Annotated in this window: 9 protein-coding genes; 3 read left to right on the top strand and 6 right to left on the bottom strand. The window is 65.9% G+C overall.

Going from position 1 to position 11639, the window contains the following annotated elements; translation table 11 throughout:
* Window positions 1-16 precede the first annotated feature (16 nt).
* On the bottom strand, window positions 17-1258 hold the full coding sequence (wecC, locus tag ABZ532_RS05095; protein WP_361279665.1) for a UDP-N-acetyl-D-mannosamine dehydrogenase: 1242 nt from the start codon (window positions 1256-1258) through the stop codon (window positions 17-19).
* A 290-nt stretch (window positions 1259-1548) separates the two neighbouring features.
* Here wecC and ABZ532_RS05090 point away from each other — a divergent pair, with 290 nt between their 5' ends.
* The 3 genes from ABZ532_RS05090 to ABZ532_RS05080 all read left to right on the top strand — a co-directional run bounded on the left by ABZ532_RS05090 (window position 1549) and on the right by ABZ532_RS05080 (window position 4634).
* On the top strand, window positions 1549-2286 hold the full coding sequence (locus tag ABZ532_RS05090; RefSeq protein WP_361279766.1) for a methyltransferase: 738 nt from the start codon (window positions 1549-1551) through the stop codon (window positions 2284-2286).
* A gap of 228 nt (window positions 2287-2514) precedes the next feature.
* Entirely contained in the window at window positions 2515-3321 is an 807-nt protein-coding gene (locus tag ABZ532_RS05085) for a glycosyltransferase (protein ID WP_361279664.1), read from the top strand.
* Between the two features lie 149 nt (window positions 3322-3470).
* Window positions 3471-4634, top strand: coding sequence for an acyltransferase (locus tag ABZ532_RS05080; protein WP_361279663.1), 1164 nt, complete (start codon window positions 3471-3473; stop codon window positions 4632-4634).
* On the opposite strand, the gene ABZ532_RS05075 is transcribed toward ABZ532_RS05080, so the two are convergent.
* The 5 genes from ABZ532_RS05075 to ABZ532_RS05055 all read right to left on the bottom strand — a co-directional run bounded on the left by ABZ532_RS05075 (window position 4635) and on the right by ABZ532_RS05055 (window position 11111).
* Window positions 4635-5603 (bottom strand): GDP-L-fucose synthase, encoded by a 969-nt coding sequence (locus ABZ532_RS05075; protein WP_361279662.1) that lies wholly within the window; start codon window positions 5601-5603, stop codon window positions 4635-4637.
* A gap of 35 nt (window positions 5604-5638) precedes the next feature.
* The gene (locus ABZ532_RS05070; RefSeq protein ID WP_361279661.1) at window positions 5639-6802 is read right to left on the bottom strand and encodes a DegT/DnrJ/EryC1/StrS aminotransferase family protein; all 1164 of its coding nucleotides are present in this window, start codon (window positions 6800-6802) and stop codon (window positions 5639-5641) included.
* A gap of 80 nt (window positions 6803-6882) precedes the next feature.
* Window positions 6883-8112 (bottom strand): hypothetical protein, encoded by a 1230-nt coding sequence (locus tag ABZ532_RS05065; RefSeq protein WP_361279659.1) that lies wholly within the window; start codon window positions 8110-8112, stop codon window positions 6883-6885.
* 253 nt (window positions 8113-8365) lie between these two features.
* Entirely contained in the window at window positions 8366-9406 is a 1041-nt protein-coding gene (gene gmd, locus ABZ532_RS05060) for a GDP-mannose 4,6-dehydratase (RefSeq protein ID WP_361279658.1), read from the bottom strand.
* Window positions 9407-9923: 517 nt separating this feature from the next.
* Window positions 9924-11111 carry an O-antigen ligase family protein gene (locus tag ABZ532_RS05055; RefSeq protein WP_361279657.1) on the bottom strand — a complete coding sequence of 396 codons (1188 nt, stop codon included), beginning with the start codon at window positions 11109-11111 and terminating at the stop codon, window positions 9924-9926.
* Window positions 11112-11639 lie beyond the last annotated feature (528 nt).

Genomic DNA, 11639 nt, shown 5'->3' with positions numbered 1-11639 from the left:
TCCGGCGCCGGAAGCCTCAACGCCAGAATCCGCGCGTGTCGAACACCGCCTTGCCGCGCAGGGCTGTCTGCTTGACGCTCCGGAAGGAGTCGTGGTCCACGAGCAGGACGACGACATCCGCGTCCCGCACGGCCGTGGTGACATCGACGAGTGCGACCCGACCCGTGTCGGCCAGTGACACCGGCAGTTCGCTGATGTGCGGCTCGACCGCCAGCAGCCGGCCGACCTCCTGACGGGCCAGCTCGTGCACGATGTGCAGGGCGGGGCTCTCTCTGAGGTCGTCGATGTTCGCCTTGAACGTCAGCCCCAGGCAGGCGATCACCGGATCCCTGAACCGGCTCGCGGTCCGGGTGACCTCGCTGATCACGTGGGCGGGTTTGGCGTCGTTGACCTGACGGGCCAGCCGGATGAGCCGGGCCTGCTGGGGTGCCGAGCCGACGATGAACCAGGGGTCGACGGCGATGCAGTGGCCGCCGACACCGGGGCCGGGGTGCAGGATGGCGACGCGCGGATGGCGGTTGGCGAGGGCGATGACCTCGGCCGCATCGATGCGCAGGTGATCGCACACCATCGACAGCTCGTTGGCGAAGGCGATGTTCACGTCCCGGAAGGCGTTCTCGCTGAGTTTGGCCATCTCGGCCGTGGTGGCATCGGTGAGCAGGCACTCGCCCTTGGCGAACATCGCGTACAGATCGCGCGCCCGCTCGGCGCAGCCCGCGGCCACTCCTCCGATCACGCGGTCGTTCGTCACGATCTCGATCATCGTCCGGCCGGGAAGGACGCGCTCCGGGCAGTGCGCCACCCGGACCGCCGCCGTGTCCCCCGCGTCGTGGGGGAACGACAGATCGGGCCGGTGCTTGGCGAGCCAGCGTGACAGCTCGACCGTGGTGCCGGGCGGCGAGGTCGATTCCAGGATCACCAGATCACCCGCTTTCAGCACACCGGCCACCGATGCCGCCGCGGCCCGTACGCAGGACAGGTCCGCCGTACGGTCCTCCTGGAGCGGCGTGGGGACGGCGATGATGAAGGCGTCGGCCGGCTCGGGGACGCCGGTCGCCCGCAGCCGGCCCATGGCCACGGCTCCGTTGACCGCCACGGCCAGGTCGGGCTCGACGAACGGGGCGCGCCCCGCGTTGATCAGATGGACGGTGGATTCACTGACGTCGACGCCGATGACATCGACGCCCTGGGTGGCGAGCGCGGCTGCTGTGGGAAGCCCGATGTAGCCGAGTCCGACAACGCAGACGGTGGAGAACACCTGAAGGTATTCCTTTCACTGGGTGACGGGGGACATCGTGTCAAACCACGCTGTCAGTACGTAGCCGACCAACAGCATGTCACTTCCAACCGGAGTTACTTGCGCAATGCGCCGTTCGAATGAACCGCCAAAACCGCCAACTGGGGCTCTGACGCGTCCTTGTTGATGGGGGTAGGGTTCGCCGGGTGAGTGAAACTGTGACATTTCCGCCGATGGGACTCCTGCAGGAGCGTGAGCACGGGGTCGGTCACGACTATGCCGCTGGCTCACCACACATTCGTCATCATCGTGTGAGAGCGCGAGTTGTCGAAGTAGTCCAGCGAGTGATCGGAGAAGTCCTCGACCGGAATGGCCGATGCCGGGTCGTGGAGCTGGGGGCGGGGCATGGAGCATTTACGGACCATTTGCTGGCGATGGGAGCGGAGGTCGCGGTCACGGAAATGAGCGGACCCAGCGCCGAACTTCTCGAAAGGCGGTTCCGCCACAACCCCAGAGTCACCGTGATCCACGATCCGACAGGAGACGTCCAGTTCGAGGGGTCGTCGATCGACTGCGTGGTGACCATCTCCGTGCTGCATCACATCCCGGACTACCTGACTGCGGTGGAGCGGCTGGTCGGTCGAATTGCCGAGGGGGGGGCGTTCGTCAGCTTCCAGGACCCGCTCTGGTACCCGCGCCGGTCCTCGGTCTCGATGGGCCTGGATCGCAGTGCCTATCTGCTCTGGAGACTGGGACAGGGAGCCTATGGCCGGGGCGTCGCCACCCGTCTGCGCCGGCTGCGCGGTGTCTACGACAACACGAACTCGGCGGACATGTCCGAGTACCACGTGGTGCGCAACGGCGTCGACGAGGAGCGTTTGAAGCAGCTTCTCGAACCGGCCTTCGAGAGCGTGCGGTTGCACCGGTACTGGTCTACCCAGTCCGGAGTGCTGCAGGCGCTGGGGGAGCGGCTTGCTCCACCGACGACGTTCGGGATTGTGGCTGAGCGTCGTCACGCCGCTCAGCACCCAGTGCGGCCAGCCAGCTAGAAAGCCGTCCCATCATTCCCTGGGGCGCACGACACCGGCTAAGGCACCCCCGGCTTCGTCGGGCGGCTTCCCCGCGCCGCCTTGTCGAATCGTCAGCATACGCCCCGTAGGTGATCCACTGGGGGATCACGGCCAGCTCCCAGCTGCCTGACCAGGCCGATTGCCCGTCGTCCCATCCGTTCTCGACAATCTGGAGACGCCATGCCAGTGCCCCCCACACGCCCGCGCGTGCGTCTCGTCGTGCCCACCATCGGTGACCGTCCCGATTACCTCGAGCTCTGTCTGACGTCCATCAGGAACCAGATCGAATCCGTGGAGCTCGTGATTGTCGGCCCTGCCACCGCCGCCTCCCGTCTCCGTGAGGTGGCCGATCGCCACAGCTGCCGGTTCCTGACCGAAGAGCATCGGGGGCTCAGCAACGCCATCAACCAGGGGTGGAGGGGAGCGGAGACCGAGTACGTGGCATGGCTCGGAGACGACGACATGCTCACCGGTCGAAGCCTCAGTGCTGCGTGTGACGCGTTGGAACGGAACCCCACCGCCGCGATGGTCTACGGACGCTTCCAGGTCATCGACGTGTCCGGACGTCCGTTGTACGTCCTGCGCCCCGGTACGTTCGCTTCCTGGTTCGCCGGGTACGGCCAGAACTTCATGGGCCAGCCGGGTTCGGTCTACCGACGTGAAGCCGTCGAACGGGTGGGGATGCTGGATCCGGCGCTTCGCTACGCCATGGACTTCGATCTCCACCTGCGCCTGCGGAAGTGGGGCGGGATGCTCTACCTCCCGCAGGTTCTCGGGTGCTTCCGAGTCCACGCCACCTCGCTGACCGTGACGAACCAGAATCCTGAGCTGGAACAGCTGCGGGTGATGCGTCGATATCTCGGTCCGAAGGCCCAGCGGCTTGAGCTGCTGTGGTGGCCGCTGGCCCGAGTCGTGAGCCAGGCGTGGGGGTTGACGGCGAAGTCCGGGGTCATCGAGTCCACGGCCCGGAAGGTCTCCGCCCTCCGGTGCAGAGCCGCACACCAGGGCTCGTAGCAGGCGCATCAAGGCTCCTAGCAGGAGGAACGCGCACGGTATCCGACCGATCGTGGCCAGGCCGGTCGGCCGACCACCCCTACCGACCTGGAAGTGGCGACTACACCCAGGCTGAGCGAGCCCTGCCTCGATGACTCCAAGGAGGTTCATTGCTGCCGGCAAAGAACTACTCGACGCTGCACGGAATTCGCGGAGTCGCGGCACTGTGCATCGTGGTGCTTCACTCCCCACGCCTGTTCGGGACGGCACCGGCCTTCCTGGGAATGGCGGTGGACCTCTTCTTCGCGCTGAGTGGCTTTGTCCTCGCCCATGCCTACGAGGACCGTCTGCGACGGGGCATGACACCTCTGGAGTTTCTGCGCCGCCGTTGGGCACGGCTGTACCCCCTGTACGGGCTGGGTCTGCTGCTCGGGATCGTCCATGCCGTCGTGTGCATCCAGTACGGTTCACCCACGGAGCCTTGGAGCTGGGCCCGACTCTTCACCGTCCTTCCCTTCTCCCTGCTCATGCTCCCTGCGCCTGTGACCCAAGTGCTGTTCCCCCTCAACGGCCCCATGTGGTCGATCTTCTTCGAGTTGCTCGCGAACCTACTCTGGGTGGCCTTCTGGCGACCGTTGCAATCGCTCAGGGCCCTCGTCGTCACCGTCCTCGTGTGCGGAGTCCTGTACTCCTGCGCCGTGTACTACTGGGAGACCCCGGCAGTCGGCCTGACATGGGAGACCTTCCCCGGCGGGCTGGCCCGGGTGTGCTGTTCCTTCGCCGCCGGTCTGTTGATCCACCGGCTGCGTGACAGACTGCGCGCGCCGAGTGTGCCTCCGCTGTTGCTGATGGTGTCCCTTCCGGTGATGGCCCTCACCAGCCCTGGCCCGATCGCACAACTGGTGTCCGTGGTCCTGGTGTTTCCGGTCATCGTGCTGATGGGCGCGCGATCTGAGCCGTGGTCGGCTACCCGTGGCTTCTACGACAGGCTGGGTAAGGCTTCCTACTGTGTCTACGTACTGCACCGCCCGCTCGCGGCCCTGGTCTACGGCGCCGCGCTGCAGTTCGCCGGGCTGAGGATGGAAGCTTTCGCCCCCTGGGGCGGTGTGGTGTTCCTGGGCGGTCTGGTGGTTGGAGGTCTTCTGCTGACGGACAGGTTTGAAACCCCGGCCCGGTGGTGGCTTACCCGCAACCTCCCCAGAGCGGAGAAGCAACCGCGCTCCGTACCGAGTCGGGACGGCCTGCTCCTCGCTACCGAGGGCACGGGAGAGCAGACGGCCGCCGTGTCCTCGCCACGGCGGCCGGAGTCCTCACATGATCTCGAAGGCGCCTGATCACGCTGGATGCAGCGGCTCGCGAATGCGCTGCGGAGCTTCGTGAACATAGCTCAGATACCACGCGTAGGCTCGTTCGAGTCCTTCGTCGAAGCCGATCCGATGGCGCCATCCGGATCGGTGGAGGGGGCTCACGTCGAGCACCTTCCTGGGCATGCCGTCCGGTTTGGACGCGTCGAAGACCAGGTCGCCCTCGTACCCGACCAGGCTCCGGATCCGTTCGGCGAGGCTTCTGACGGAGATGTCCTCCCCGGTGCCGACGTTGAGGAACCGCGGGCTGCGGTGGTTCATGAGCAGCCAAACGACGGCGTTCGCGAGGTCGTCGACATGCATGAACTCCCGCCGACTCTCACCGGTTCCCCAGACCACGACCTCGGCCGCCTCGGATTCCTTGGCCTCCTGCATACGCCTCAGCAGTGAGGGGATGACATGAGAAGAAGACGGATCGAAGTTGTCTCCCTCCCCGTAGATGTTGGTCGGCATGCAGGAGACGAAGTTCCGTCCGAACTCCCGGTGGATGTACTCGCACAGCTTCATTCCGGCGATCTTCGCGTAGGCGTAGGCCTCGTTGGTCGGCTCCGGTCTGCCGTTCATGAGGTACTCCTCCCGCATGGGCTGCGGGCAGTCCCGGGGGTAGATGCAGGAGCTTCCCAGGAACAGGAACGTCTCCACGGACGTCTCCTTGGCGGACCAGATCAGGTTGTTCTGGATCGTCAGGTTCTCGTACAGGAACTCCGCAGGATACGTCAAGTTGGCCTCGATGCCGCCCACCCGGGCAGCGCTGTCGACGACGTACCGGGGCCGGTGCTCGACGAAGAAGTCCCTCACGGCCCGCTGGTCGGTGAGATCCAATTCGGATCGGGGCACGAGGAGCAGGTTCTCGAACCCCGCCGCGCGCAGTTCGCGGACGATCGCCGCGCCCACCATGCCGGTGTGGCCCGCCACGTAGATTCTCGCTCGTCGGTCCATTCCCTGCCTCCTCTCTCGTCGGGGGCCCGCATTCCTCATCCCGCCAGGAGCTCGCACAGAACAGTCAGTTCCTGCTCGGTCAGCTCCGGGTTGTTGCCGAAGTAGAAGCCGTTGGTGTGCACGAGATGCGCGTTCGGACGTGTGGTCGTGTCCTTGAAGTACTTGCGGTAGAAGGGCTGCCGGGGAATGTCTCCGGCGATGACGGGCCGGATCTCCACGTCCGCTCTCTCGAACGCGGCACGGTAGGAGCGGGCCAGTTCGGCAGTCCTGCATACGAGCGGCATGCAGAAGTTGGAGACGGTGTCCATGTGTGTCAGGTCGTAGGTGTAGAAGTCCTTGTTATCGGACATCGCCTCGTGGTAGCGGCGGAAGTTGGCCTCGCGCCTGCCGACGATCTCGTCCCAGTAGCCGATCTGACGGTTGCCGATGAAACCGTTGATCTCGGTGGGCCGGAAGTTGGACGCGAGGTCGTAGAACGTGTACCTGGCGTAGAAGTCGTCCACGCCGGCCCCGGCCCGTTGCTCCCGCTGCCTGGCCGGGTCCAGGTCGCGGTCCCAGCCGTGCGCACGGGACATCCTCAGCTGGGCATGGAGCTCTTCGTCGTCCGTGCACACCATGCCGCCCTCGATGGTCGACATGTGATGGCCGACGAAGAAGGAGAACGTCGAGGCCAGGCCGTGGTTGCCGAGCAACGTGCCACCCATTCGCGAGCCCAGGGCCTCGCAGTTGTCCTCGATCAGGAGCACACCGCGGTCGTCGCACATCTTCCGCACTGCGGCGAGATCGTCGCTGAATCCCAGGACGTTGGTCAGGAAGACGGCCTGAAGACCGGACAGATGCGGGTCGATACTTTCGGGCGAGACGTTGAGTGTGTCGAGCTCGCAGTCGATCGCGACCGGTTCCAGACCCAGCTGGATGAGAGGCATGACATTGGTCGGCCATGTCAAGGCGGAAAAGCCGACCCGGGCACCTCTCGTCAACCGTCCCTGGTTGAGGAGGGCCTGGAGCAGCAGCAGATTGGCCACGCTCCCATTGGTGACGAATACGGCGAACCTGCGCTCCTGCCTGGCGGCGAAAGCAGTCTCGAAGGCTCGGCACTGAGCGTTCATGCTCAGGATGTCCTGGCTGAGGACGAACTCGGCCAGGGCGCGCTTGGTCTCGGACTCGCGGTAGAAGCTGGACTTCACCAATTTGATCATGGAGCTGTACCTCTGTGTGTGGTGGGGAGGGGCTGGTCTCCGGCAAGGAGCCAGTGGCTGCCGCGCGTACGAGCCGTGTCTCATGCCCGGCGCAGAGCCCTGACGATCGCGGGTACGGCCACGAGAGCGGTGAAGGACGCGACTGAGCCGAGCACGGGACCTACGGCGCCCCAGCGCGCGAGCGGGATGGAGACGGCCAGATTCACCACGGCCATCAGGCTGAAGGCGGTCGCCTGAAAGCGCAGCCCCGCCTCATCCGTCAGCCATATGACGGCGGGATAGCTCACGGCCTGCACGAAAAGAAGGGCAGCGAACGCGACCATGAGGCCTGTACCCACCCGAAGTTGTTCGTGCATCATCCACGACCCTGCGACCGGGCCCAGAAGCGTGATGACGGCGCCCACGGCCAGACCGCCTGCCCCGAAGAGCACAAGCAGTCGGACGAGATCTCCGCGAGGCGTACCCGCCGCCGACCTCCGCTCGGCAAAGAGCGCCCATAGCGGCAGTCCCGCGGCGCTGAGTAGGCTGCTCGCGGGGGCGAAGAACTGGGCGCCGGCTGAATAGCCGGCCACCGCGGCCGCGTCCGCGGAGTGGCTGAGGACGAGCCGGTCCGTGGCGTAGGCCACGGCCGAGGCGGCCGTGACGATGGTCATTGGCATCGCCAGATGGCCGATGGGCTTTCTGCGTTCACGTTCCCGCGTACGAATGCTGCCGAGGATGATGGCCATAAGAGGCATGCCCAGGTAGCGGCCGGCGATCACCACACTCAACGCGCCCACGACACACTGCGAAAAGAAGAAGGCACCGATGAACACGGGCAAGGGGGCGGCGGTCGCGGCGGCGGCCAGTACCAGGAGAAGCAGCAGAACGCTGCCCCCGGCCTGCATGAGGAACGCGGTCTGATTGCGGTTCACCGCCATGAGGATGGACCTGCTGAGACCCAGTGGCATGCTGCAGGCGAACAACACCGCGGCGAGCGCGAACGCCAGATCGGACCCGGGCTGTGCGGCGTCGCCCAGCAGGACTCCCGAGACTCCGAAGAGGGCAACCATGACGCCGGTGAAGGCGATCAGCGCGGCTGCACACATCAGGTTGTGAGCAGCGGACAGGACCGTCCCCCACAGCAAGGTCCGATCGGGAGACTGGTCGCGTGGGATCGCCTGAACGATGGCGGCACCGGCGCCTAGGTCAGTGAGGGGAAGTACGGAGGGAAGGGTGGTCATGAGGGCGAACAGGGCATAACCCGGCACTCCCACCGCCCCGACGACGGTGTGCGCCATCACGAGCGTGGCCAGAGCTGTTACGGGCAAGGTGGCGGCTCTGACGCCGGCCGACTGGGCGATCGACCGGCGGAAGCCCGTGGCTCCACCGGCCCGCGTCAGGGGCGAGGGTCCTTCGGAGGTGTGCTGCCTCGCCTGCGTACCGACAGGTGGGAGGTCGCGGGGCCGTGTGCGGTCGGGCGCCAGTTCGGGAGGGGGACCTGACGCCGTCACGATGTGGTTCGCGACGCGTGGCGAACGATTGGGAGCATGATGGCGTTCCTTCCTCTGGTCCGGCTCTGGATCAGTGGGGGGCCGGCTGATGGCGGGCCGGAGCGGGAACGGCGCTCAATGTCCCTGGATCGCCGTGCCGGAGGGCCTCAAGCTCCGCGTCGGTCATCAGGCGAGCCAGTTCCGGGGCGTGTACCGTGGGCTCCCAGCCGAGCACCCTGGCAGCCTTGGAAGCGTCACCGACCAGGTCGTCCACCTCGGCAGGCCGCAGGTACCTCTCGTCGAACCGCACGTGATCCCGCCAGTCGAGGTCCACGTGCGCGAAGCAGCACTCGACGAAGTCCTGCACGCTGTGGCTGGTCCCTGTGGCGACGACGTAGTCGTCAGGTGCTGCCTGCTGCAGCATCAGCCACATGGCCTCGACGTACTCGGCGGCGTAGCCCCAATCGCGCCTGGCGTCGAGGTTGCCCAGGTACAGCGTGTCCTGGACCCCTGCCTTGATCCGGGCTGCCGCAGCGGCAACCTTGCGTGTTACGAACGTCGGTCCGCGCCGCGGTGACTCGTGGTTGAAGAGGATTCCGTTGACGGCGTATAGGCCGTATGCCTCACGGTAGTTGCGGGTGATCCAGTACGCGTACACCTTGGCGACGCCGTAAGGGGAACGCGGATGGAACGGCGTGAGTTCGTGCTGGGGCGGTGGTGTCGCGCCGAACATTTCGGAGCTCGACGCCTGGTAGTAGCGACAGGGCAGACCTGTCATCCGGATGGCCTCCAACAGTCGCGTGGTGCCCAAGGCCGTGGTGTTGGCGGTGAATTCCGGCTCGTCGAACGAAACGCGCACATGCGACTGCGCCGCGAGATTGTACACCTCATCGGGTTTTACGCGCTCCAACAGACACGCGATCCTGCTCGCGTCGGTGAGGTCCCCGTAGTGCAGGAAAAGTCGAGCCTCAGGATCGTGCGGATCGCGATAGAGGTGGTCGATGCGGCACGTGTTGAAAGTGGAGGCACGTCTGACAACCCCATGCACTACGTAATCCTTCGACAGCAGCAGTTCCGCAAGGTAGGAACCGTCCTGGCCAGTGATGCCGGTAACGAGTGCCGTTTTGGACACATGCCCTCCTTGCTGAGATTTGGCCACTGCTCCTCACGGTGCCGGAGAGTCATGTGGGAGCGGGACGCGCCCGCACCTCGCACAGAGTACGGATCCTTTTCCCGTAGCGGTGGCATCTCGAGGCGTGTTGCGAGCCTTCCGGCAACTGTGAGGCAGCAGTTATCGGAACAACAGAACAGTTGCCGATGTGTCGTTTCCTCGCTGCTCCGGGTACTACGGGGCGCTGCTCGGTCTGATGGAACGGAAGAACACCTGGCAGATCGCCCTGTGGGCGTCTCGCGCGGACAAATTCAAGGATCCGCTGCGTAAAACGGCGTGGGGCCCCGGCCGGGCTGCTGCGTCGTGGTTGTGGCACCTGCTGTTCGGCGACGCTCGGTCAAAGACGCGGGCGAGACGGCCTACTTCGCGTACCACCCGTACCGGCACCGCCTCGCGCACCCTCGTGAAGTCGGTTCCACGCCTTTCGGGGCTCATGTCACAGCACGGTAGAGGCCATGGAGCGGTGAGCTAGCGCAGGTCAAGTCGGCGATGACGCGGCCGCCGGGAGGGGCACGCCGTGCGGTCGTGATCCGTCGCGGGGCGGTGCGCCCTGCCCGCCCCGCGCCTTCGGCGCGCTTCGGGCGGCACCGCGATCCTCCTGGGGCACGCCCACGAGTGCGAAGGCGCACGAGAGAGCCAACCAGGACGGAAGCCCGATGAAGGTGGTCTCGAAGGCAACGTTGGTGAAGGCCGTGACGCACACCCCGATCATCACACCGAACCAGGACGCGGCAACCAGGTTGTGGCGGGCCTGCCACGTACGGCGCAGGGCTCCGAGGGCCATCAGAAGGAAGGTGAGTCCCGCAGGCCAGCCGAGATAGTAGATGTACCCGATGAATGAGTTGTGCGGACCGGACTTGGGGTCGTGGATCGGTTGCCCGGGGAGGCTCACCCCCAGTGGCCGTCCTGCCCCCGCTCCGAGGAGCGGCTCTTGGTTTGCCGTGTCGATCGCGGCCTGCCACATCGCGAACCTGAGCTCGACGTTGTTCGCCGCCTCGCTGTCCGGGCTCGATTCCAGCCGGCTCACCAGGCCCCCGACGACCGGTGCGTCGGAAAGGCGTTCGCCGGAGGTCGAGAAACCAATGATACCGATCACCGCCCCGATGGCCACCAGCCACGTGAGGACGGGGAGGCGCCGGACGTGCTGCCGACTGGACCTGCTGGCGATCGCCGCCGCGGCGATGGCGGCGAGCACCGCGAGAATGGCACCGCGTTTGCTGGCGACTGCGGTGAGGACGGCGGTTCCGACCAGCGTCCAGATCAGAGGCCGACTGTTGCCCTGGTGTCGCAGTTGCACGCTAAAGGCACCGGCGAGAGCTAGGTAGAGCCCCGAGGCCGCAGGAGTCACGGGCTCCTGGAGAGCCACGCTCAACATGACCCCCGAGGCGGGCACGTAGACCACCCAGCGCCACCGTCGGAGTTCGCTCGGGGGACGGGTCAGCACCCAGGTCGCGGCGAGCCATCCGAGAATCGGATACAGCCCCAGGATCGTTCCTTTGAGCGCGTCCGGATATCCCGCGTCCACGCCATTCCAGACGGCGGGGACGGTAGCGGCGGCCAGAAGGAGGGCGCCCGCACGGATCCCGCGCAGCCGAGGCTCCGACCAGGCGCGTGGCCCCCACTCGCCGATCGTCGCGAGCAGTGCGAGAACGGCGAGCACGTCCATGAGGTGGACGGGTGACGTGCCGAGCGTGGCGTACGCACGGCCAAGGAGCAGCAAGGGGATCACACAGGCGCCCCACATCAGCCATGTGACGCCTTGGATGCACCTGGCCAGAATGAGTATCCCCACGATGCAGGCCACACCGAGTACGGCCGCAAGTAGGAGCTCAGTATGGCCGGACAAGATCACGTCTTTTCCTTTCGCCTATCCCAATTCCTTGTATCACGGGCAATATCCTCTGCTGGCAACGGCTTCGCCGACTACGCAACCCGCAGAACTGGAAAAGCCAACGGAAGATTCGGCAGGCCCGCGGAATCGGTGCGCGCATCCAACCGTCTTGCCTTCGCTCCCGTGTCGCGCTGGTGTCGTTGATCGCAGAGTGGTGTCATGGAGGGATGTTGCGGGCGTCATGACATCGCTTCGGCGCCGCCGACTTCGGTCCGTTGGTCGGCCAAAGGCGCGGAGCCTTCGCGCATTTCGCCGCCAGCTGCATGGGGCATGGAACCTTAGAAGGCGGTGTTTCCGATTCGC

The organism is Streptomyces sp. NPDC019396, from assembly GCF_040632375.1.
In the GTDB taxonomy this organism is placed as follows: domain Bacteria; phylum Actinomycetota; class Actinomycetes; order Streptomycetales; family Streptomycetaceae; genus Streptomyces.
Note: the sequence above shows the minus strand (reverse complement) of the source record. Positions and strands in the feature narration are given on the sequence as shown.

Coding starts and splice junctions, on each gene's coding strand:
- ABZ532_RS05075 (WP_361279662.1), bottom strand. CDS start 5,603: ATGGACCGACGAGCGAGAATCTACGTGGCGGGCCACACCGGCATGGTG.
- ABZ532_RS05070 (WP_361279661.1), bottom strand. CDS start 6,802: ATGATCAAATTGGTGAAGTCCAGCTTCTACCGCGAGTCCGAGACCAAG.
- ABZ532_RS05055 (WP_361279657.1), bottom strand. CDS start 11,111: ATGGACGTGCTCGCCGTTCTCGCACTGCTCGCGACGATCGGCGAGTGG.